Below are 22,278 nucleotides of genomic sequence, written 5' to 3' on the forward strand. Positions count from 1 at the left end.
CGCCGCAGAACCAATGCCTATGAAATGGAACTCTGGCCGGCTATGGCTCAAAATCGCAGTGTACGGTTTGCTGACCCTGCTCAGCCTGCTGGCGATCGGCCTCATCCTGTTTTTCTTGCGCTTTGACAGCCAGAGCGTACGCCATAACCTGCAAAAATCGCTGGACGATACCCAACGCACCGTCACCATCAATGGCAGCATTTCACCCATGCTATTCCCCTCGCCGGGGCTATCGCTGGGCAAACTGCAAATCAGCGAGCCGGGCCAGCCGGCCACTTTTGCCAGCATTGGTGAAGTGGAAGCGCGCCTGGCCTGGTTGCCGCTGCTGTTCGGTGAACTGGAAATCACCCACCTGGCCTTGCATGACACTCAGCTCAACGTCGTCCGCGCTACCGATGGCAGCCTGAACTTTGCCGATTTGCTGCAACGGCGCAAGACCAGCCGCTTCAAGCTCGATCTCGATACCCTCACCCTGCGCGGCACGACCATCACGCTAGCCGACCGTGTCAACGGCCGTATCAGCCGCCTGGAAGAAGGCAGCATGGATGTCGAAGGTCTGAAAGCAGACGCCAGACTATCGTTTGGCGGCCGGCTGGTCAGCGGCAACCGCATGCTGAGCCTGGCAGTAAAAGCACCGTTCACCCGTCAGGACGACTTGGTCAGCATCGACCAGCTGGACGCACTGGCCATCGGCAGCAGCGATCGCCTGGGTGAAGTACGCCTGCGCGCCGAAGGCCGACTCAAGCTCAACTTCGCCACGCTGCTGGCCAGCGGCGACGATATCAAACTGACACTGGACACCTCGCTGCCCAAAGGCCATGCCGAAGCGCGGCTGCCGCAGATCAGCGCCAGCCTCACCGAGCTGACCACCCCAGCCGCCACGCTCACCGGCACCGTGGACTACGCGCGCACCCAGTACCGTTTTTCCAGCCAGCTGGCCGAAATCCGCCTTAACCGCGATGGTGCCTTTGCCGACCAGATGCTGGGCAATTTTGCCTGGAGCGTCGGCGGCCACTCGCTGAACATGAACCTGCGTGCACCGCTGAGCCTTGCCGGCTATAACCTGCTGCGCATGGAACCACTGACGCTAACTACCCACTTGAAAACGCCAGTACTGCCACGCGGCCAACTACAGGCCTCGCTGCAAGGGGCGCTGGATGGCGACCTGAATGACAGCCGCCTCAACTTGCGCGTGGCCGGCCAGCTGGATGGTGCCTCGCTGGCTGCCACCGCCACCCAGTACGGCTTCCTGCAGCCACGCCACGAGGCCACGCTGACAGTAGGCAAGCTCGACCTCAACCGCTATCTGCCGGAAAACCAGGCTGCAAAAGCTGTAGCGCTGTTCCAGAACAACACGCCGTTCCGTCTGGACTGGATGGACTTCCTCAACCTGGATGGCAAGCTATCGGTAGGCGAACTGGCTGTGGGCCGCTTCCGGGTCAAAGGGGTGACCGCCGACATCAAGGCCAGGCCGGAGAGCATCCAGCTGGACCAGTTGGGCGCCGAAATCTACGACGGCAAACTGCAGGGCAATATCAAGCTGCTGCGCGAGAAAACACCGCGTATCGAAATGTCGCAACAACTGACCGGCATGCAGATTCACCCGCTGCTGATCGACCTGTTCGACTTCAATCGGGTAGAAGGCGCGGGTAACGGCTGGGTACAGCTAACCGCCAATGGCAACTCGCCTGCGGCACTGCGTGACACGCTAAGCGGTAAAGTGGCAGTACGGCTGGAAAAAGGGGCACTGACCGGTATTGATCTGGTTTCGGCCCTGCGTGATCTGCCGGGCGAGCTGAAAGACTGGAATAACAGCACCGTGGTGGCCAAAGCCGATCAAAAAACCACCTTCTCGGCACTGTCCGCCGGTTTTGAACTGGAAAACGGCGTGGCCCGCAGCCAGGACCTGAAACTGGCCTCGTCGCTGGTCAACGTCAACGGTGGCGGCAAGTTCGATCTGACGCAGAGCATTGTCGACTTCAACCTCAACGTCCGCGCCAACCAGCAGGCCTTCAAGCAACTGGGCGGCATTAATGTCCCGCTGAAGATTACCGGTCAGATCAACAAGCCCACTTACTCGCTGGACTTTAACGCCATAGTGAAAGGCAAGAAAACCGAAGGCGAGAAGCAACAAGCGCTGAAGAAAGAGCTGACCAAACAAATCACCACCATCCTGCCTGGCAACAAGTAAACGCCACCGCAAGCAAAGCCCGACCCGCGAGATGCCGGTCGGGCTTTTTCATGGCCGCAGGCTACGCTGCGGCCAACCTTGGTCGCTAACCTTGCAGCAATAATGTCTCGGCGTTCAGCAATTGCTCTGGCTTGGCCAACAGCACCAGCACGTCGCCTTCTTGCAGCTCGAAATCGGGCGTCAGCTCGGTGTAACGGGTATGACCACGGCGCACCGCCTTGACTTCTACCCCACCGTCAGCCAATCGCATCTCGCCCAGCGGCGAACCAATGGCATGCGCTCCCCTAACCAGCTGCACGCTGTGCAGGCGCGACATCTGGCTGTCGTCGATACCGTCCACTTCGTCGCTGGCGCCACGGAAGAAGCCCTTGAACAGGTTGTAGCGTTCTTCGCGCACGCTGCGGATACGGCGCAGCACGCGGCCCAGCGGCACGCCCAGCACCACCAGCGCGTGCGAGGCCAGCATCAGGCTGCCTTCCATCACCTCGGACACCACTTCGTCGGCACCGGCCTGACGCAGCTGTTCGATATCGCTGTCGTCGATGGTACGCACGATGACCGGCAGGTCGCTGCGCAGCTGGCGCACCACGTCGATGATGCGCTCGGAAGCGTGGGTATCGGCAAAGGTGATGACCACCGCCTTGGCACGCATGGCGCCGGCAGCCATCAACACCTCGCGCTTGGCTGCGTCGCCGAACACTACCGGATCGCCGGCCTCGCCCGCTTCGCGCACACGCTCCGGGTCCAGGTCGAGGGCGAAGAAGGCGATGTCCTCGCTATCCAGCAAACGCGCCAGATACTGGCCGCTACGGCCGTAACCGCAAATGATGACGTGCTCGCTCTTGCTCATGGTCTGCACCAGGATCTGGTGCAGATCCACCGCCTGCAGCGCCCAGTCCTGCTTGATCAGGCGCTTGGCAATACGGTCGGCGTACTGGATGAGGAACGGCGCCACCAGCATCGACAGCAGGATGCCGGCGATGGCCGCCTGCTCCAGCGCCGGCGGCAGCAGCTGCAAACTGCCGGATAGCGACAGCAGCACAAAGCCGAACTCGCCCCCCTGCGCCAGCGCCAGTGCGGCCTTCAGGCTGTCGTTGGCACGGTGCCCCAGCGCGCGCGCCAATGCAAACACCACCAGCAGCTTAACCGGCAACAGCAGCACCAGCATCAACAATACCGTGGCGGATTGCTCGAACAGCACACCAACGTCCAGCCGCATACCGACGGTTATGAAGAAGAAGCCTAACAAGATATCGCGGAACGGCTTGATGTCCTCTTCCACCTGAAAGCGGTATTCGGTTTCCGAGATCAGCATGCCCGCCACAAAGGCCCCCAGCGCCAACGACAGCCCGGCCTGCTGCGTAATGAACGCCACGCCCAGCGTAATCAGCAGCACGTTGATCATGAACAGCTCGCTGGAGCGCTGCCGCGCCACCAAGTGGAACCACGGCCGCACCAAGCGCTGGCCGAATACCAGTAGCAGGCTGAGCACCAGCACCACCTTCACCGCTGCCAGCCCCAGGTCTACCGCCAAGTGGCTGGAGTTGGCCGCAAACGCCGGCAGCAAGATCAGCAGCGGCACCACGGCGATATCCTGAAACAAGAGCGTACCCATGGCGATCTGACCATGCGGCTGCGCCAGCTCCAGACGTTCGGCTAGTAGCTTGCTGACAATGGCCGTGGACGACATGGTCAGCGCTGCGCCAATGGCGAAGCCGGCCAGCAGGTTGCCAGTCAGCCAGCCTACCGCCAGCATGATCAGCAGCAGCGTGATTACCACTTGGGCGAGGCCGACACCAAACACCAGATGTTTCATGGCTTTAAGCTTGGCCAGCGAGAACTCCAGCCCAATGGAAAACATCATGAATACGATGCCGATCTCGCCCATGAATTCGGTCTCAGGCCCTTCCGGAATCAGGTGCATGACACCTGGACCGGCCAGGAAACCGACAACCAGATAGCCCAGCATGGGCGGCACACGCAAACTGCGGCAGGCAGTGACTGACAACACAGCAACCAGCAAAACGACAACAATGGGAAACAGGGAATGCATCGTGGGGGGCGTCTCCTCGCGACAAGTGGTCCGACCAAGCAAAACTTGCACCCGGCGGATAAGGACGAAGGATTATAAGCTGATATACTGCAAGTCTATGGATATTGAGCACAAACAACAGCGACTGGCGCTGGCGCGTGAAGTCCTGCACATCGAAGCTGACGCCCTGCGCAGCATGGCAGCCCGGCTGGAATACAGCTTCTTGGCGGCGGTCGATCTGATTCTCGCCTGCCACGGCCGCGTGGTAGTTACCGGCATCGGCAAGTCTGGCCATATCGGTAACAAGATTGCCGCCACGCTAGCCAGTACCGGCACGCCTTCGTTTTTCATGCACCCTGCCGAGGCCGCACACGGCGACTTGGGCATGGTGACTACTCACGACCTGATCCTGGCGCTATCCAACTCTGGCGAAAGCGACGAAATCATTGCCCTGCTGCCGGCGTTGAAACGCAAAGGCATTCCGATCATCGCCATGACCGGTCGTCCGCAGTCCACACTGGCACGGCAGGCAGATGTGCACCTGGACGCAGCGGTGGAAAAAGAAGCCTGCATCCTGGGCCTGGCCCCCACAACCAGCACCACGGCGGCACTGGCCTTGGGCGACGCACTGGCGGTCACCCTGCTGGAAGCCCGTCAGTTCAAACCAGAAGACTTTGCGCTATCGCACCCCGGCGGCAGCCTGGGCCGACGTCTGCTGGTACACATCAGCGACCTGATGCACAGCGGTGATGCCCTGCCGGTAGTAACACTGGGTACCTCGCTGAAAGACGCCCTGCTGGAAATGACGCGCAAAGGCCTGGGCATGACCGCCGTTCTGGCGGCAGACGGCAACCTGGCCGGCATCTTTACCGATGGCGACCTGCGCCGTACGCTAGACCGTACGCTGGACTTGGCCGGCCTGACCATCGATGACGTCATGCACCCGCAGCCGCGCACCATTGCGGCCAACCTGCTGGCCACTGAAGCTGCCAAGGAAATGGAACTACGCAAGATCAACGGCTTGCTGGTGGTGGATGAACACGGCCGCCTGATCGGGGCCCTCAATATGCACGACCTGCTGAAGGCAGGCGTGGTGTAAGGATAGTCATGCAGAAAATCAGCGAACTGGCCAAGCGTACCCGCCTGTTGATCCTGGACGTGGACGGTGTACTGACAGATGGCCGCATTTACATCACAGCCAGTGGTGAGGAATTCAAAGCCTTCAATACGCTGGATGGTCATGGCCTGAAGATGCTGCAATCCACGGGCGTTCAGCTGGCCATCATCACCGGCCGCGCCGCCCCCAGCGTGGCGCACCGCGCCCGCGGCCTGGGCATCGACCACTACTACGAAGGTGTGCACGACAAGCGCACGGCGTTTGCCGAGCTGCTGGCCAAAACCGGCATTGCCGCCGAAGACTGCGCCTACATCGGTGACGACGTCATCGACCTGCCGGTAATGAGCCGCGTTGGTCTGGCGGTAGCCGTGCCGGACGCCCCAAGCTTCGTACGCCAGCATGCCCATTTCGTCACCGGCAACCGCGGCGGTCGCGGTGCAGTGCGCGAGCTGTGCGAACTGATCATGCAGGCACAAGATAATTATGATCGCGTGATGGCGAGCTATCTGGCATGAACCGTGTTGCCCGACTCTTTCCCATCGGCCTGATGCTGGGCATGGGGCTGCTGGCGTTCTGGCTAAACGTACTGACCGAGTGGCGTGCACCGGCACAACGACAGCTGAACCCTAACGAACCCGAATACACCATCGAACGGCTGACCGCCACCCGCTTTGATGAACAAGGCCGCCTGCAACAACAACTGGCTACCGGCAAGATGTGGAAGCTGCCGGAGCAAGAACAGGTATACCTGCAACAGATGGACGTGAAGCAGTTTCGTGATGGCCAGCTGGACTACCAGCTGCGCGCCGAGCGTGGCGTGTACAACCGCCGTAATGGCGAAGGCCAGTTCGACGGCAACGTCAATCTGGTACGCCAGGCGCGGGCCGACCAGCGCGCCGTCTACCTGCAAACCGCCACCCTGCAGCTGAACACTCAGACCGGCATTATGCGCAACCAGGCGCCGGTCGCTATAGACGATGGCCTGTCACGCATCCGCTCCAACGGTTTTTACTACAATCACCCGGCTGGACAACTCAAACTGCTGTCCAGCGTAAGGATTACCTATGCACCATAGATTGCTGCTCGCGCTGCTGCTGAGTGCAACCGCCCCCGCTGCGCTAGCCGAAAAGGCAGACAGCAGCAAGCCGATCGAAGTCAATGCCGACAGTGCTGCGCTGGACCAGAAACAGGGCGTCAATGTCTTTGAAGGCAATGTGGTGATTACCCAGGGTACGCTGAGCTTGCGTGCCGACAAAACTGTCACCACCCGTGATGCCAGTGGCCGCCAGAAACTGGTTGCCACCGGCAACCCGGTGCACTTCCGCCAGAAGCTGGACGGCCAGACCGAGTACGTTGATGGCCGTGCCGCACGTGTCGATTACGACTCTGCCAGCAACACTGTCATCCTCACCGGGAAAGCGGTAGTCACCCGCGGCAAAGACATGGTGGCTGGCGAGCTGATCAGCTACAACACCGTGACCGAGGTGTACCAGGTCAAAGGCCAGGGCGCGACCAGCACGGCGCCCAAGGGCAGGGTCACCATTATTCTGCAGCCGCAGGAGAAGCCATGACTCATAGCCGGCTAAGCATCCAGCACCTGAAGAAGACGTTCAAGAAACGTACCGTGGTGCGTGACGTATCGATGGACATCGCCAGCGGCGAGGTTATTGGCCTGCTGGGCCCCAACGGCGCCGGCAAAACCACCAGTTTTTACATGGTGGTTGGCCTCATCGCTGCCGAAGCCGGCGAGATCCTGCTGGATGGCAACACCATTACCCATTTGCCCATCCACAAACGCGCCCGCTTGGGCCTGGGCTACCTGCCGCAGGAAGCGTCGATCTTTCGCAAGATGACGGTAGAAGAAAACATCCAGGCGGTACTGGAAGTCGCCGGCCTGTCCGGCGAAGCACTGGACAAAGAACTGCAGCTGCTGCTGGACGACCTCAATATCGGCCACTTGCGCGAAACTAACGCCATGGCGCTGTCCGGTGGCGAACGTCGCCGCGTGGAAATCGCCCGCGTATTGGCCACCAAGCCGCGCTTCATCCTGCTGGACGAACCATTTGCCGGCGTGGACCCGATAGCCGTAATCGACATCCAGAAAATCATTTCCTTCCTGAAAGAGCGCGGCATCGGCGTGCTGATTACCGACCACAACGTGCGCGAAACACTGCGCATCTGCGACCGTGCCTACATCATCTCCGAAGGCCGCGTACTGGCCTCCGGCTTGCCGGACGAACTGGTCAACAACGAACAGGTTCGCCAGGTTTACCTGGGCGAGCATTTCCACCTGTAAGCGAAATGAAGCAAACCCTCCAGCTCAAAGTCAGCCAGCAACTCACGCTCACCCCGCAACTGCAGCAATCGATCAAGCTGCTGCAGATGTCCACGCTGGAGCTAGCCAGCGAACTGGAACGCTATCTGCTGGACAACCCGCTACTGGAACGCAGCGACGGCAGCGACAGCCCCAATGGCGACGCAGAAGCACCGGTAGCGGAAAGCAGCAATGACACTGCAGAAGACCGTAGCCAGGACAGCATGGAGCTGTCCGACTGGGGCAGCGGCAGTGGCGGTGGCAGCCATGACGGTGACGACGAGTTCGACCCGATACTGAACGCGCCGTGCCGCCCCACCCTGCGCGAACACCTCACCGCGCAAATGGGCGAAACCCAGCTGGGCCGGCGCGACAGCGCGCTGATGGCGCTGCTGATCGACGAGCTGGATGAAGACGGCTACCTGGTTACAACGCTGGAAGACATCGCTGCGGAACTGCCGTTGGAGCTGGATGTCGAGGTAGAAGAGCTGGAAACGCTGCGCAAGCTGATGATGCAGTTCGAGCCCGCCGGCATCGGCAGCCGCCATCTGGGCGAGTTCCTGTTGTTGCAGCTGACAGCACTGCCCGCCAGCACGCCGTCGCTGCCGCTGGCGCGTACGCTGGTGGCCGAACATCTGACGCTGCTGGGCAACCGAGATTATGCCCGCCTGAAAAAACTGCTGGGCCTGGGCGAAGCTGAACTGCGTGCTGCCCACGCCCTGATTGCCACTTTGCGCCCGCGGCCAACCAGCGGTTTTGACCAGGGCGAGACACATTATGTGGCGCCAGACATCCATGTGGTACGGCGCGGCGGACGCTGGGTTGCCCAGCTAAACCGGGCATCGGTGCCAAAACTTCAGGTAAATCAGCTGTATGCAAACATGCTGCAGCAAAAGGATAGCAGTCACAACCTTTCAGGGCAGTTGCAGGAGGCCAGATGGCTGGTAAAAAACATCCAGCAACGGTTTGACACTATCCTGAAAGTGTCGGAATCTATAGTCGAAAGGCAGCAAGCGTTCTTTGAACACGGTGAAGTGGCCATGCGCCCGCTGATCCTGCGCGATATCGCAGACGAGCTGGGATTGCATGAATCCACCATTTCCAGGGTGACGACGCAGAAGTACCTGCTGTGCAGCCGCGGGCTGTTCGAGCTGAAATACTTCTTCGGCAACGCACTGGAAACGGACAGTGGCGGAGAGTGCTCTGCCACCGCCATCAAGGCGCTGATCCGCCAGATCATCGATGCCGAAGACAGCAAGAAGCCGCTGTCGGACAGCGCCATCGCCGACAAGCTCACGGCACAGGGCATACAGGTTGCCAGACGCACTGTCGCCAAGTATCGTGAAGCTATGCAGATTCCGCCAGTTAGCCTTCGCAAGGCCCTATAGCAGTGCCAAAAACACCGGTGCGGCCAGCCCGACCGCACCGCTAACAGAAGGAGTCAGGGTATGAACCTCAAAATTACCGGTCTGCACCTCGAAGTTACCCCATCCATCCGTGAATACATCGAGAGCAAACTCGAACGCATCACCCGCCACGTCGACAATGTGATTGGCATTACGGTGACGCTATCGGTAGATAAACTGGTACAAAAAGCGGAGGTCAATGTGCATCTGGCAGGTAAAGACATCCATGTCGAATCGGAAGAAGCTGACATGTATGCCGCCATCGATACACTGATGGACAAACTGGACCGCCAGGTTCTGAAGTTCAAGGAGAAACAAACCGAGCATCGCGTCAGTGCACAGCAGATCAGTGCCGAACTGTAAGGTGATGCAGTAACTTTAACGGGAGCCAGTGGCTCCCGTTTTGCATTGGTGCACGCGGGCAGGAATTCTATTGCCGGCGATGGGTCTGAAGCCATAACACGTGACATCCCCCACAACGACTGTACCGCACACCCTGCTGCCCTATTGCAAACAGCAGACTCGGCGTAGAATGGCGGACGGTTTTTTCTGGCAAATGCAAATCATGAGCTTGATCGGCAAGATTCTTCCCCAGCAGAACGTGCTGGCCGATGTGGATGTATCCAGCAAGAAGCGCCTGTTCGAACAGGTAGGTTTGTTGGTGGAAAACAGTCACGGTATCGCGCGCAGCGAGATCTTTGACAGCCTGTTTGCCCGCGAGAAGCTGGGCTCCACCGGCCTGGGGCAAGGCGTGGCCATCCCGCACGGGCGGGTCAAGGGTCTGAAAGAAGCCACCGGCGTGTTCATCCGCCTGGCCAGCCCTATCCCGTTCGACGCACCGGACGGCAAACCGGTAAACCTGCTGTTCGTGCTGCTGGTACCGGAACAAGCGACCGACTTGCACTTGCAGGTGCTGTCCGAGCTGGCCCAGCTGTTTTCCAGCCGCAGCCTGCGCGACAAGATGGCAGTATGCGATACCGACACCTTGTACGCCCTGCTGACCGGAAACCCCGCCCATGCCTAATATCAGCGTGCGCCGGCTGTACCAGGACAACAAACACAAGCTCAGCCTGAGCTGGGTTGCCAGCCGTGCCGGGTCGGACAACCTCATTTCCAACGAGGAACAGCGCCCGACACAGGCACTGGTCGGCCACCTGAACTTCATCCACCCCAACCGGGTGCAGGTACTGGGCCTGGCCGAATCCGAATACCTGAACAAACTGGAACAAGCTGCCGCCCGCACCGCACTGGACCAGCTGTTCCACAAAAACATGGCTGTGGTCATCGTGGCCAACGGCCAACCGGTGCCGCGCCTGCTGCAAGATTACTGCCAGACCCACAATGTGCCGCTGATGAGCACGCCACTGGAAAGCCCGTACCTGATGGACGTGCTGCGCATCTATCTGGCGCGCGCGCTGGCGGTGTCCACGGTGATGCACGGTGTGTTCCTCGACGTGCTGGAAATCGGCGTGCTGATCATGGGCGATTCGGCGATGGGTAAAAGCGAGCTGGCGCTGGAGCTGATCTCGCGTGGCCACGGTCTGGTCGCCGATGACGCGGTGGAGCTGTACCGCATCGGCCCGGAAACGCTGGAGGGCCGCTGCCCGCCACTGCTGCGCGACTTCCTGGAAGTACGTGGCCTGGGCATCCTGAACATCCGCACCATCTTTGGCGAAACCGCCGTACGGCCGAAAAAGGTACTGAAGCTGATCATTCACCTGATCAAAGCGAACGACCAAGCCATGCAGGCGCTAGACCGACTGAACATCCAGTCCGAGACACAAGACATCTTGGGTGTCACCGTGCGCAAGGTTATCCTGCCGGTAGCCGCTGGCCGCAACCTGGCCGTGCTGGTGGAAGCAGCAGTACGCAACTACATCTTGCAACTACGCGGCATCGACAGCACGCGCGAGTTCATTGATCGTCACACCAACCTGTTACGGGACCAGGAACATGCAGCTGATTCTGATTAGTGGCTTGTCCGGCTCCGGCAAATCCGTCGCGCTACGGGTGCTGGAAGACAGCGGCTACTACTGTGTCGACAACCTGCCGCCCACCATGCTGGCCGACGCCATCGCGCTGTACCACGAGCACGGCCATAGCCAGATTGCCATCAGCGTCGACACCCGTTCCGCCTCCACGTTGGCCGCACTGCCCGACGCCATCAAGGCGCTGCGCGCACTGGACGTTGACGTGCGCCTGCTCTACCTGGAAGCCAGCAGCGAAGTGCTGGTCAAGCGCTTCTCCGAGACCCGTCGCCGTCACCCGCTATCCAACGGCAGCCTGACGGTAGAAGAATGCATCCGGCTGGAGCGCGAGATGCTGGAGCACGTCGGCGAGCTGGGCCACCGCATCGACACCAGCCATCTGTCGGCCAATGCGCTGCGCGGTTACGTCAAGCTGCTGGCCGGTGCCGACGGTAGCCGCATGACCGTGGTGTTCGAGTCGTTCGGCTTCAAGCACGGCATTCCGCTGGACGCGGACTTCGTATTCGACGTGCGTTGCCTGCCCAACCCGTACTACGAAGAAGCGCTGCGCCCGCTCACCGGGCGCGATCAGGCCATTTGCGATTTCTTTGCCGGCGAACCGGAAGTACAGCAAATGGAAGACGATATCCGGACCTTTCTGGCCACCTGGCTGCCGCGCTTCAAGCAGGACAACCGCAGCTACGTCACCATCGCCATCGGCTGCACCGGTGGCCAGCACCGCTCGGTCTACCTGACCGAACGCCTGGCGGCCAGCTTCCCCGACGAACAGGTGCTGATCCGTCACCGCCAACTGGGCGGTCGCCAGGGCGACCATTGATGCGCCTGGCGAGCATACGGATCGGCGACCTGTTGCTACTCGGCGCGTTGGCCGCAAGCTGCTTCGGCAGCTTTTACTTTTTATGGCTACGCCCCGGCATCGCCAGCCACGTGCTGCTGTTCCAGAACGGCCAGCAGGTGCTGCGCTGGCCGTTGCGGCTGGAACGTACTGTCACGCTGCAAGGCCCGCTGGGGCAAACCATTGTCGAGATCCGCGCGGGCCGCGCCCGTATTGCGGCCGACCCCAGCCCACGCCAGTACTGCGTACAGCAAGGCTGGCTGCAGCGCCCCGGCAGCACCGCGCTGTGCCTGCCCAACCGTACCGCCATCACGCTGGAAGGAGACAGCGGCCATGACTCGCTGGCCTTCTAGCCTCCGTGTCAGTGCACAAGACCATACGCTGGCCAGGTTGGCCGCGCTGGGCATCGTCATTGCCCTGCTGGAAAGCGCCATTCCGTCACCACTACCTGGTGTCAAACCCGGCCTGGCCAATCTGGTCACGCTGATCGCGCTGCAGCAGCTGGGCTGGCGTGCCGCCTGCTGGGTCAGTTTGCTGCGCATTATCGGTAGCGGCCTGCTGCTGGGTAGCCTGTTCAGCCCCGGCTTCTGGCTCAGCCTTAGCGGCGGATTAGCCAGTCTGCTGAGTCTGGCCCTGGCCAGCCGCCTGCCGGTGCGCTTTTTCGGCGTACTCAGCCATAGCCTGCTGGCCGCTATGGGCCATCTTGCGGGACAATTGCTGCTAGCCAGGCTGTGGCTGATGCCGCACGATGGCGTGTGGCTGCTGCTACCGCCACTGATGCTGTCCAGCCTGCTGGGCGGCGTCGCCACCGGTTTGCTTACCCTCAACCTGTTGCAAAGGCTTGCCTCATGCCCACACCCCACACCGTCACCGTTGCCCTGACCGGCGCCTCTGGCCTGCCCTACGGCCTGCGCCTGATCGAATGCCTGCTCGCCGCTGGCGTCCGCGTCTGGGTGCTGTACTCGCAAGCGGCTCAGGTGGTGGCGCAGCAGGAGATGAACCTCACGCTACCGTCCCGCCCTGCGGCCTTCGAGCAATGGTTGAGCGAGCAATATCACCCTGCCGACGGCCTGCTGCGCGTATACGGCCGCGAAGAATGGTTTGCGCCGCCGGCTTCCGGCTCCAACCCGGCCGACGCCATGGTGGTGTGCCCGTGCTCGATGGGCACGTTGGCCGCCATCGCCGCCGGCAGCAGCGACAACCTGATCGAGCGCGCCGCCGACGTCAGCATCAAGGAGCAGCGCAAGCTGGTGCTGGTGCCCCGCGAGGCACCGCTATCGGCCATCCACCTGGAAAACATGCTGAAGCTGGCCCGGTTGGGCGTTTGCATCCTGCCACCCAGCCCCGGCTTCTATACCCACCCGCAAAGCGTGCAGGACATGGTGGACTTTGTCGTGGCACGCATCCTGGACCAAGTCGGCGTGGCGCACAGCCTGCTGCCACGCTGGGGAGAACAACGCGCATGAACCACCCTGCCCTGAGCGACTTGCTCGATCTACGCGGCCTGCGCCAGCTGGAGCTGGCAGCCGAACACGCCGGCCTGGCGCTGATGCCGCGCGCCGCCGCGGCCATTGCCGACTGCTGCCGCCAGCACATCCCGCCCGGCAGCACGCTACTGGTAGCCGCCGGGCCGGGTAACAACGGCGGCGATGCCCTGCTGGCGGCCAGCCTGCTACAGCAAGCCGGCTACGTGGTTGACGTGCTGCTGCCGCAAGCGCCGACCAGCCCGGCAACCCAGGCTGCGCTAGCCGCGTGGCAAGCGCGCGGCAGCAGCGTGCGGCCAACCCTGAGCGATGCCCGGCCCGACTGGCTGCTGGACGGTCTGTTCGGCGTTGGCTTGTCGCGCCCGCTGCAAGGTGCCTGGCTACGGCTGATCCGCCAGCTGGACGACCTGCCGTGCCGTCGGCTGGCCATCGACGTGCCCAGCGGGCTGGATGCCTACACCGGCCAGCCGCAGGGCGCCGCCGTACGTGCCGACCTGACACTGACGCTGCTGGGTGCCAAACCCGGCCTGTTTACCGGCCAGGGCCGCGACTACAGCGGCAAAGTGCTGATCGATAGCCTGGATTGCCCGCCGGGCCTGTATCCGCCACCCGCGGGTCGCCTGACCGTGCCGTCGGTGCGCCCGCTGCTGCGCCGTCACGCCAGCCACAAGGGCAGCTACGGCACCGTCAGCATTGTCGGCAGCGCCAACGGCATGGGCGGTGCCGCCATCCTGGCCGGCCGTGCCGCGCTGGCGCTGGGCGCCGGCAAAGTCTTTGTGCATGCCCAATCCCCGCTGCCACTGGACCCGCAAGCGCCGGAGCTGATGCTGCGCAGCTGGCAAGACAGCCTGCACATCCCGGCCAGCCATGTGTTACTGCTGGGCCCGGGCCTGGGCCTGAGCGACGATGCCCACGCGCTGATGGCCAAACTGATCCTGCACGACAACACGCTGATCCTGGACGCCGACGCGCTCAACCTGCTGGCTGCCGACCAGTTGCTGCAGGAAAAGCTGCGCCAGCGCCGCTACCCTACGCTGCTGACGCCGCACCCCACCGAAGCCGCCCGCTTGCTGGACAGCGATACCGACACCATCCAGCAAGACAGGTTGGCCGCATGGCAGCAGCTGTGCCTGCGCTATGCCGGCAATGTGCTGCTCAAAGGCAGCGGTACGCTGATCGGCAACGCCAGCCAGCCTTACCGCCTGCTGACACGCGGCAGCCCGGCGCTGGCGGTAGCCGGCCAAGGCGACTTGCTGGGCGGCGCCATTGCCGCCTTGCTGGCACAAGGCCTGTCGCTGCTGGACGCCGCCCATCTGGCCGCCGAGCTGCACGCCAGCGCCGGCGAGCACTACGAACAGGCGCAGGGCGGCCCGATCGGCCTGAGCGCCAGCACCACCCTGCAACTGATGACCCAAGAACTGAACCTGCGCCTGAAACAGGCCGGAGCCCCTGCATTTTGACTTCGCAACACAAAGCCTACGCCTGCGGCTTATCCGCCGTGCTGGCCTGGTCCACCGTGGCCAGTGCCTTCAAACTCAGCCTGGCCCATCTGAGCCCGGCGCAGCTGGTACTGTATGCCAGCGCCTTTTCCCTGCTGTCGCTGCTGGCCATCCTGGGCTGGCAGCGCCGCCTGGACGAGCTGTTCCCGGCGCTGCGCCAGCACTGGCGCCGCAGCGCCATCCTGGGCGCGGTCAACCCGTTTGCCTATTACCTGATCCTGTTCCAGGCCTACGCGCTGCTGCCGGCACAAGAAGCGCAGGCCATCAACTACACCTGGGCGCTGACCATGACGCTGCTGGCGGTACCGGTACTGAAACAGAAGCTGAAGCTGCAGGACAGCCTGGCTGCCCTGGTGTGCTACAGCGGCGTGCTGACCATCGCCACCCGCGGCGCGCCGCTGGCGCTGGAGTTCAGTAATCTGGCCGGCGTCGGCTTTGCCTTGCTGTCTACGCTGCTGTGGGCCGGCTACTGGCTGTTCAACGCCAAAGACGAGCGCGAGCCGGTGCTGGGGCTGACGCTGAACTTCCTGCTGTCGCTGCCGATGATCGTGCTGTGGTGCGCGTTAACAGGCGAGTTGCGCCCGGTAGCGTGGCAGGGCATCGCTGGCGCCGCCTACGTCGGTGCGCTGGAAATGGGCTTTACCTTCGTGCTGTGGTTGGCCGCGATGAAGCTCACCAGCAGCACGGCACGCATTGCCAACCTGATCTTCCTGTCGCCGATCCTGTCGCTGATGCTGATCAGCACGCTGCTGGGCGAGCCCATCCTGCCCAGCACCCTCGCCGGCCTGGGCCTGATCCTGGGCGGGCTGGTGCTGCAAAAGCTGCCGCTGCCGTTCCTGCGACCGGCACAAGCGCATTAGCACGCGCCAGCAGCATGAAAAAAAGCCAGGCACTCGGCCTAATGCCAGTCAGTTAGCGCTGACTGGCGTTTTTTTGGTTAGGGATTTGTTGCGTTGAAGTACGCTAGTGTGTCCGCTATGCGGACGACGATTAGATGCCGGTTCCGCCCGGCAGACGGGAAAGGGGGCGGATTGCCGCCCCCTTTTCATTCCCCCGCAACCCGGGGCTGCTCGAAACCCCGGTCAAAACGGCACGCCCCAGGCGCCGCCGAACTCGCTCCTCGCTAACGGCTCGGAGCTCAAACAAATCGGCGTCTTAAAACCTGGGGCGAACCATTTTGACCGGCTCGCGCCAACGGGATGGGGCGCTTCACTTACGTCCTGCTACGTGAAAACCAAGCACATTCGCCTAACTGACAGGCATTAGGCTCCCGGCCTGGCTTTTTTGCGTCGGTCAGCCACGATCACGCCTGCGGCTTGATCTCGCGCAGGCCTGGCGGCAAGGCAAAGATGATGTTTTCTTCCACGCCATCCAGCTCGTTAACGCTCTCCGCACCAAAAGCCTGGATCTGCTCGATCACCGCCTGTACCAGCACTTCCGGCGCACTGGCGCCGGCTGTCACGCCAACACGTTGCTTGCCGTCAAACCAAGCCACTTGCAGCTGGCTGGCGTTGTCTACCATATAGGCGTCCACGCCTTTTAGCGCAGCCACTTCACGCAGGCGGTTGGAGTTGGAGCTGTTCGGCGAGCCCACCACCACCACAATGTCGCACTCGTCGGCCAGCACTTTTACCGCGTCCTGGCGGTTTTGCGTGGCGTAGCAGATATCGTCTTTCTTCGGGCTGTGGATGGCCGGAAAGCGGGCCTTCAGCGCTGCGATGATGTCACGAGTTTCGTCCACCGACAATGTGGTCTGGCTAACGTACGCCAGCATTGCCGGGTTCTGTACTTGCAGCGTGGCTACGTCGGCCACCGACTCTACCAGGTACATGCGGTCGCCGACCTGGCCCATGGTGCCTTCCACTTCGGGATGACCCTTGTGGCCGATCATCAGGATCTCCATGCCGGCCTGGTGCATGCGTTTCACCTCGACATGCACCTTGGTCACCAGCGGACAGGTGGCGTCGTATACGGTCAGACCCAGCGCTTCGGCCTCGCGTCGTACCGACAGCGGCACACCGTGGGCGGAATAGATCAAGGTGCTACCTGCCGGCACGTCTTTCAGCTCTTCAATGAAGATGGCGCCTTTTTCGCGCAGGTTATCCACTACAAAACGGTTATGCACCACCTCGTGACGCACGTAGATCGGCGCGCCGTATTTCTCCAGCGCGCGCTCGACGATGGCGATGGCACGGTCCACCCCGGCGCAGAAACCGCGCGGGTTGGCCAGCATGATGGTCTTCGTCATCGGAAATCCTTTGCATGAATGAGGCCGCACGCTGGCGGCCTGTGTACCTGGGTTGGCCGCGTGCGGCCAACCTGCCTGTTTTAACTGCGTGGCTGGCGGAAGCTGTCCAGCACCATCAGCGCAGCGCCGACGCAAATGAAGCTGTCGGCAATATTGAACGCCGGGTAGTACCAGCTGTTGTACCAATGTACCTGGATGAAATCGATGACATGGCCGTGGATCAGCCGGTCGATCACATTGCCCAGTGCGCCGCCCATGATGAAGGCAGCAGCCCAGTTCATCAGCGTGCTGAACTTGCGCTGCACGATGTGCCAGCCCAGCCAACCCGACACCGCGAAGGCAAGACCGGTAAAGAAGTACTTCTGCCAGCCGCCCGCGTCCGCCAGAAAACTGAACGCTGCCCCAGGGTTGTACAACAAGGTGAAGTTCAATACCGCAGGTATCACCTCGCGCTGCTCGCCGTACTGGTAGCTGCCATTGAAGTACACCTTGGTAAGCTGGTCCAGCACGATGATGGCTACCGCTAGCACGAACCACTTGGCCACGCTGCCTTGCTGTTCAGCGGCCGGGGTAGCCTCCCCGGCCATCTTGCCTTGCTCAAGCATGCAGACGCGCCTCGCCGGCACCGTCGATGTTATCGACGCAGCGGCCGCAGACGTGGCCGTGGCCGGCGTAGCTGCCGACGTCGGCTCGGTAGTGCCAGCAGCGGTCACACTTCTCGTGCGCGGACGGCGTTACGGTGATGGCAGTGGCGTCGCCTTCGCTAACGCCAACACGCGATACCATCAGCACGAACTTCAGGTCGTCGCCCAAGCTGGCCAGATGCTGGAACAGCTCATCGGCGGCGGTCACGTCCAGCTCGGCCTGCAGCGAAGAGCCCAGCTGATCGGCGCTACGCAGCGCTTCGATTTCCTTGTTCACCTGGGCGCGGAACTCGCGGATGGCCTGCCATTTGGCCACCAGCGCGGCTTCGGCAGCGGCAGTGGGGTTCGGGAACTCGTGCCATACATGGAACAGCGGCGTTTCTTCTTCGCTGCCCAGCAGCACTTCCCACGCCTCGTCTGCGGTGAAGCACAGAATCGGCGACAGCAACAGCAGCAGGCTGCGGGTGATGTGGTACAGCGCGGTCTGCGCGCTGCGACGGGCGGCGCTGTCGGCTTTGGTGGTGTACAGGCGATCCTTCAGGATGTCGAGGTAGAACGCCCCCAGGTCTTCCGAGCAGTAGGTGACGATTTCCTGCACCGCGTGATGGAAGGCGTAGCGCGGGTACAGTTCGCCGGTGATTTTCTCCTGCATTTCCTTGGCCATCATCAGCGCGTAGCGATCGATCTCGCTCAGGCGCTCGTACGGCACGGCGTGTTCCATCGGATCGAAATCCGACAGGTTGGCCAGCAGGAAGCGCAGCGTGTTGCGCAGGCGGCGGTAGCTTTCGGTCACGCGCTTGAGGATCTCGTCGGAGATCGCCAGCTCGCCGGAGTAGTCGGTAGACGCCACCCACAGGCGCAGGATGTCAGCGCCCAGGCTGTCGTTCACCTTCTGCGGTGCCACCACGTTGCCCTTGGACTTGGACATCTTCAGGCCCTTGCCGTCTACCACGAAGCCGTGAGTCAGCAGTTGCTGGTACGGCGCACGGCCGATGGTGGCGCAACCAGTAAGCAGCGAGGACTGGAACCAGCCGCGGTGCTGGTCGGAGCCTTCCAGGTACAGGTCGGCCGGCCACGCCAGCTCGGCGCGCTGCTTGAGCACGGCAAAGTGGGTGGAGCCGGAGTCGAACCACACGTCCAGCGTGTCGGTGAGCTTGCGGTAGTTGGCCGCGTCGTCGCCCAGCAGCTCGGCGGCGTCCAGGCTGAACCAGGCTTCGATGCCCTGCTTCTCGATGCGCAGCGCCACTTGTTCCAGCAGCTCGGCCGAACGCGGGTGCAGCTCGCCGCTTTCCTTGTGGATGAAGAAGGTCATCGGCACGCCCCAGTTACGCTGGCGCGACACGCACCAGTCCGGGCGGTTGCCGATCATGGCTTCCAGACGGGCGCGGCCCCAGGCCGGGAAGAACTCGGTGCTGTCTACCGCCTGCTTGGCACGTTGGCGCAGTACCTGGCCGTCGTTGCCGGCTTTATCCATGCCGATGAACCACTGCGGCGTGGCTCGGAAGATGATCGGGGTTTTGTGACGCCAGCAGTGCGGGTAGCTGTGCAGCAGCTTGTCCACGTGCACCAGCGCGCCACGCTCGGTCAGCGTCTCGATGACTTTGGGGTTGGCTTCCCAGATGGTGAGGCCGGCAAACAGCTCGGTGCCGGTCTTGTAGCGGCCGTTATCGGCTACCGGGTTGTCTACCGGAATACCGTAGGCCTGGCCGACCTGGAAGTCTTCCAGACCGTGGGCCGGGGCGGTATGCACCAAGCCGGTACCGGCGTCGGTGGTAACGTGATCGCCGCAGATCACCGGTACTTCGCGGGCGTAGAACGGGTGCGCAAAGCGGATCAGCTCCAGTTGCTGGCCGCTGGTTTCGCCCAGCACGGTCCAGCTGTCCACGCCGTAGCGCTTCATGGTGGCTTCCACCAGGTCTTTGGCCAGAATCAGCTTGCCCTTGGCGCTGTCCACCAGCTGGTAGGCCAGCTTGGCGCTAACCGAAATCGCCTGGTTGGCCGGCAGCGTCCACGGCGTGGTGGTCCAGATCACCGCCATGGCGCCGTCAACGTTGGCCACACCAAAGGCGGCGGCCAACTTGTCGGCATCCACCACGCGGAAGCCCACGTCGATGGCCGGCGAGGTCTTGTCTTCGTATTCCACTTCGGCTTCGGCCAGCGCGGAGCCACACTCGATGCACCAGTGCACCGGCTTTTCGCCCTTGATCAGGTAGCCATTCTCGAAGATTTTGCCCAGGGTGCGCACGATGTCGGCTTCGGTCTTGAAGTCCATCGTCAGGTACGGGTTGTCCCAGTCGCCCAGCACGCCCAGACGGATGAAGTCTTTCTTCTGGCGGGCGATCTGCTCGTGCGCGTACTCGCGGCACAGCTCGCGGAATTTGGCGGCGGGAATGTCCTTGCCATGCAGCTTTTCCACCATCAGTTCGATGGGCAGACCGTGGCAGTCCCAGCCCGGTACGTACGGGGCATCGAAACCGGACAGCGTCTTGGAGCGGACGATGATGTCCTTCAGCACCTTGTTCACCGCGTGACCGATATGGATATCACCGTTGGCGTACGGCGGGCCGTCGTGCAGGATGAATTTGGGGCGGCCGGCGGCCAACTTGCGCAGCTTCTGGTAACGCTGCTGCTCGGCCCAGCGCTTCAGCCAAGCGGGTTCGCGTTTGGCCAGGTCACCGCGCATGGGAAACGGGGTGTCCAGCAGGTTGACGGTTTTACGGTAGTCGATGCTCATGCCTGATCTCGTTGCAAACTGGTCAAATAGGTTCTGGCGCTGGCAGCGTCGCGTTCAATCTGCGCTACCAGCTCGTTCAGATCATCATAGCGCGCTTCATCGCGCAGCTTTTTCAGGAAGTGCACCGAGATCCGCTGGCCGTAAAGGTCGCCATGAAAATCGAACAGGTGCACTTCCAGCTTGTAATTCTGGGTATCGGTCACGGTCGGGTTGCGGCCAAGACTGGCGACGCCACCCAGGCGCCCGTGCGGGGTGTCCACTTCGACCACGAAGATGCCTTCCAGTGCCGGCCGGCGATGCGGTAGATGCACATTAGCGGTGGGAAAGCCGATGGTACGGCCCAGCTTCTGCCCGTGCATCACCTTGCCACTGATCTGGTAGGGCCTGCCCAACAAACGGGCGGCGCTGTCCAGGTCGCCAGCGGCAAGTCGGTCTCGCACCAAGGTGCTGGAGGCACGCTCACCAGCCACCAGCACCGACGGCATAGCCTCGGTGACAAAGCCGGCATGCTGCTGCAGCAAGGCAAAATCGCCTTTGCGGTCTGCGCCGAACTGGAAATCATCGCCAATCAGCAGGTAGCGGGTCTGCAGCTCCTGCAACAGAACCTGATCGATAAACTGGCCGGCTGCCATACGCGAAAACGCGTGATTAAAGCGGTAGATGAACACGTAGTCCACCTGCTCGCGCTCGGCCAGGAACAACAATTTGTCGCGCAGCACAGACAACCGGGCTGGCGGGGTACCGCGGGCAAAGAACTCTCGCGGGTGCGGCTCGAAGGTCAACAGGGCAGTGGGCAGGCCGCGCGCAGCCGCTTCTTCACGCAGGCGGGCCAGCATGCGCTGGTGCCCGAGATGGACTCCGTCAAAATTACCGATGGTTAGCGCACACGGCGGCAAGGCAAAGCGGCGGGGGTTCCCCAAAAACGCACGCATGGGCGGCTCAATGATCGATCAAAACACCAGATTTTAACCACCCTACCCCAACATTGCCAGCCATCAGGAAAAACAAAAAAGCCCCGGCAAAACCGGGGCTTTTGCAGAAGATGCAGCAAATTACTGCTGAACTTCCTTGGCGGTTTCCACGTTCACGTCGAAGCGACGGTCGCCAGCCAGGCAAGCGATCAGGTCAGCACGCTTCTTGAACTTCTTGGCAGTGCATTCTGCGGTCAGTTTGGCTTCGGATTCGCCTTTGCCAACAGCAGTCACTTTGTCGGCCGGGATGCCGGCAGCAACGAAGTAGTCTTTAACGGCATTAGCACGTTTTTCAGACAGGGCCTGGTTGTACTTCTCGGAACCCAGGTAGTCGGTATGACCTTCAACAGCAACCGACTTCAGCATCTTGTCGGATTTCAGGCTGGATACCAGGGCTTCCAGTTGCTGGTTGCCAGCAACGATTTGGGCGCTGTTGAAACCGAACAGGCCTTCAGCGGACAGGCTAACGGTCTTGATAACGGTTTGTACTTTCGGTGCAACCACTACCGGAGCCGGTTGCGGCGCCGGAGCAGCTACTACCGGCTTGGCCGGTTCACGATCACCACACTCGACCAGGCCGTCACGAGCCTTGTCGTAGGTGGTCGGCAAACGCCAGCACTCACCGTAAGCATTCTTTACTACCGGGGAGCCTTGAGCCTGGGCATAACCCTGGTTGGCGGCAAAAGCGGTGCTGGTCAGCATCAGGGTAGCCAGCAGAGCGCTCAGCTTGATCGATTTTTTCATTCTAAACTTCCTCTTTGTTGAAACGCGTTCAGCCATGATTTAAACAGACCGTGACAGCCCGCTTAACGCAG

Annotated in this window: 22 protein-coding genes; 16 read left to right on the forward strand and 6 right to left on the reverse strand. The window is 61.9% G+C overall.

Features of this window, described 5'->3' with window-relative positions; genetic code table 11:
- Window positions 1-19 precede the first annotated feature (19 nt).
- Window positions 20-2,191 carry an AsmA family protein gene (locus ACK4FZ_RS08645; protein WP_409819875.1) on the forward strand — a complete coding sequence of 724 codons (2,172 nt, stop codon included), beginning with the start codon at window positions 20-22 and terminating at the stop codon, window positions 2,189-2,191.
- Window positions 2,192-2,276: 85 nt separating this feature from the next.
- Here the strand turns inward: ACK4FZ_RS08645 and ACK4FZ_RS08650 are convergent, their stop codons facing one another.
- Window positions 2,277-4,244, reverse strand: a complete 1,968-nt coding sequence (locus ACK4FZ_RS08650; RefSeq protein WP_409819877.1) for a cation:proton antiporter — start codon at window positions 4,242-4,244, stop codon at window positions 2,277-2,279.
- A gap of 103 nt (window positions 4,245-4,347) precedes the next feature.
- On the opposite strand from ACK4FZ_RS08650, the gene ACK4FZ_RS08655 reads away from it, so the two are divergent.
- The 15 genes from ACK4FZ_RS08655 (at window position 4,348) to ACK4FZ_RS08725 (ending at window position 15,726) form a co-directional block, all read left to right on the forward strand.
- Window positions 4,348-5,322 carry a KpsF/GutQ family sugar-phosphate isomerase gene (locus ACK4FZ_RS08655; RefSeq protein ID WP_409820020.1) on the forward strand — a complete coding sequence of 325 codons (975 nt, stop codon included), beginning with the start codon at window positions 4,348-4,350 and terminating at the stop codon, window positions 5,320-5,322.
- Window positions 5,323-5,330: 8 nt separating this feature from the next.
- A complete protein-coding gene (kdsC, locus tag ACK4FZ_RS08660; protein WP_409819879.1) occupies window positions 5,331-5,855 on the forward strand; it encodes a 3-deoxy-manno-octulosonate-8-phosphatase KdsC in 525 nt (174 codons plus the stop codon).
- Complete coding sequence (gene lptC, locus ACK4FZ_RS08665) at window positions 5,852-6,415, forward strand: LPS export ABC transporter periplasmic protein LptC (protein WP_409819881.1); 564 nt, start codon at window positions 5,852-5,854, stop codon at window positions 6,413-6,415. Before kdsC ends, lptC begins: the two co-directional genes overlap by 4 nt.
- Window positions 6,405-6,911 carry a lipopolysaccharide transport periplasmic protein LptA gene (gene lptA, locus ACK4FZ_RS08670; protein ID WP_409819883.1) on the forward strand — a complete coding sequence of 169 codons (507 nt, stop codon included), beginning with the start codon at window positions 6,405-6,407 and terminating at the stop codon, window positions 6,909-6,911. The genes lptC and lptA overlap by 11 nt, the downstream gene beginning before the upstream one ends.
- A complete protein-coding gene (gene lptB, locus ACK4FZ_RS08675; RefSeq protein WP_409819885.1) occupies window positions 6,908-7,636 on the forward strand; it encodes an LPS export ABC transporter ATP-binding protein in 729 nt (242 codons plus the stop codon). The genes lptA and lptB overlap by 4 nt, the downstream gene beginning before the upstream one ends.
- Before the next feature lie 5 nt (window positions 7,637-7,641).
- On the forward strand, window positions 7,642-9,042 hold the full coding sequence (locus tag ACK4FZ_RS08680; RefSeq protein ID WP_409819887.1) for an RNA polymerase factor sigma-54: 1,401 nt from the start codon (window positions 7,642-7,644) through the stop codon (window positions 9,040-9,042).
- A 60-nt stretch (window positions 9,043-9,102) separates the two neighbouring features.
- Window positions 9,103-9,423, forward strand: a complete 321-nt coding sequence (gene hpf, locus ACK4FZ_RS08685; RefSeq protein WP_409819890.1) for a ribosome hibernation-promoting factor, HPF/YfiA family — start codon at window positions 9,103-9,105, stop codon at window positions 9,421-9,423.
- Between the two features lie 202 nt (window positions 9,424-9,625).
- Complete coding sequence (ptsN, locus tag ACK4FZ_RS08690; protein ID WP_409819893.1) at window positions 9,626-10,084, forward strand: PTS IIA-like nitrogen regulatory protein PtsN; 459 nt, start codon at window positions 9,626-9,628, stop codon at window positions 10,082-10,084.
- The gene (hprK, locus tag ACK4FZ_RS08695; RefSeq protein ID WP_144372540.1) at window positions 10,077-11,033 is read left to right on the forward strand and encodes an HPr(Ser) kinase/phosphatase; all 957 of its coding nucleotides are present in this window, start codon (window positions 10,077-10,079) and stop codon (window positions 11,031-11,033) included. Before ptsN ends, hprK begins: the two co-directional genes overlap by 8 nt.
- Window positions 11,014-11,865: an RNase adapter RapZ gene (gene rapZ / locus ACK4FZ_RS08700; RefSeq protein ID WP_409819897.1), complete on the forward strand. Its 852-nt coding sequence runs from the start codon at window positions 11,014-11,016 to the stop codon at window positions 11,863-11,865. The genes hprK and rapZ overlap by 20 nt, the downstream gene beginning before the upstream one ends.
- Window positions 11,865-12,236 (forward strand): NusG domain II-containing protein, encoded by a 372-nt coding sequence (locus ACK4FZ_RS08705; RefSeq protein WP_409819900.1) that lies wholly within the window; start codon window positions 11,865-11,867, stop codon window positions 12,234-12,236. Before rapZ ends, ACK4FZ_RS08705 begins: the two co-directional genes overlap by 1 nt.
- The gene (locus ACK4FZ_RS08710; protein WP_409819902.1) at window positions 12,217-12,765 is read left to right on the forward strand and encodes a Gx transporter family protein; all 549 of its coding nucleotides are present in this window, start codon (window positions 12,217-12,219) and stop codon (window positions 12,763-12,765) included. Before ACK4FZ_RS08705 ends, ACK4FZ_RS08710 begins: the two co-directional genes overlap by 20 nt.
- The gene (locus tag ACK4FZ_RS08715; protein ID WP_409819904.1) at window positions 12,732-13,349 is read left to right on the forward strand and encodes a flavin prenyltransferase UbiX; all 618 of its coding nucleotides are present in this window, start codon (window positions 12,732-12,734) and stop codon (window positions 13,347-13,349) included. The genes ACK4FZ_RS08710 and ACK4FZ_RS08715 overlap by 34 nt, the downstream gene beginning before the upstream one ends.
- Window positions 13,346-14,827: an NAD(P)H-hydrate dehydratase gene (locus ACK4FZ_RS08720; protein WP_409819906.1), complete on the forward strand. Its 1,482-nt coding sequence runs from the start codon at window positions 13,346-13,348 to the stop codon at window positions 14,825-14,827. Before ACK4FZ_RS08715 ends, ACK4FZ_RS08720 begins: the two co-directional genes overlap by 4 nt.
- Window positions 14,824-15,726 carry a DMT family transporter gene (locus ACK4FZ_RS08725; protein WP_409819908.1) on the forward strand — a complete coding sequence of 301 codons (903 nt, stop codon included), beginning with the start codon at window positions 14,824-14,826 and terminating at the stop codon, window positions 15,724-15,726. The genes ACK4FZ_RS08720 and ACK4FZ_RS08725 overlap by 4 nt, the downstream gene beginning before the upstream one ends.
- A gap of 443 nt (window positions 15,727-16,169) precedes the next feature.
- Here ACK4FZ_RS08725 and ispH read toward each other — a convergent pair whose 3' ends face one another.
- From ispH to ACK4FZ_RS08750, 5 genes are all read right to left on the reverse strand, one after another.
- Window positions 16,170-17,114, reverse strand: coding sequence for a 4-hydroxy-3-methylbut-2-enyl diphosphate reductase (gene ispH / locus ACK4FZ_RS08730; protein ID WP_409819910.1), 945 nt, complete (start codon window positions 17,112-17,114; stop codon window positions 16,170-16,172).
- A gap of 80 nt (window positions 17,115-17,194) precedes the next feature.
- Window positions 17,195-17,701 carry a signal peptidase II gene (lspA, locus tag ACK4FZ_RS08735; RefSeq protein WP_409820023.1) on the reverse strand — a complete coding sequence of 169 codons (507 nt, stop codon included), beginning with the start codon at window positions 17,699-17,701 and terminating at the stop codon, window positions 17,195-17,197.
- A 10-nt stretch (window positions 17,702-17,711) separates the two neighbouring features.
- A complete protein-coding gene (gene ileS, locus ACK4FZ_RS08740) occupies window positions 17,712-20,492 on the reverse strand; it encodes an isoleucine--tRNA ligase (RefSeq protein WP_409819912.1) in 2,781 nt (926 codons plus the stop codon).
- On the reverse strand, window positions 20,489-21,424 hold the full coding sequence (locus ACK4FZ_RS08745) for a bifunctional riboflavin kinase/FAD synthetase (protein ID WP_409819914.1): 936 nt from the start codon (window positions 21,422-21,424) through the stop codon (window positions 20,489-20,491). Before ACK4FZ_RS08745 ends, ileS begins: the two co-directional genes overlap by 4 nt.
- A 120-nt stretch (window positions 21,425-21,544) precedes the next feature.
- Entirely contained in the window at window positions 21,545-22,207 is a 663-nt protein-coding gene (locus tag ACK4FZ_RS08750; protein ID WP_409819916.1) for an OmpA family protein, read from the reverse strand.
- Window positions 22,208-22,278 lie beyond the last annotated feature (71 nt).

The sequence above is a fragment of the Vogesella sp. genome (assembly GCF_046297735.1).
In the GTDB taxonomy this organism is placed as follows: domain Bacteria; phylum Pseudomonadota; class Gammaproteobacteria; order Burkholderiales; family Chromobacteriaceae; genus Vogesella; species Vogesella urethralis.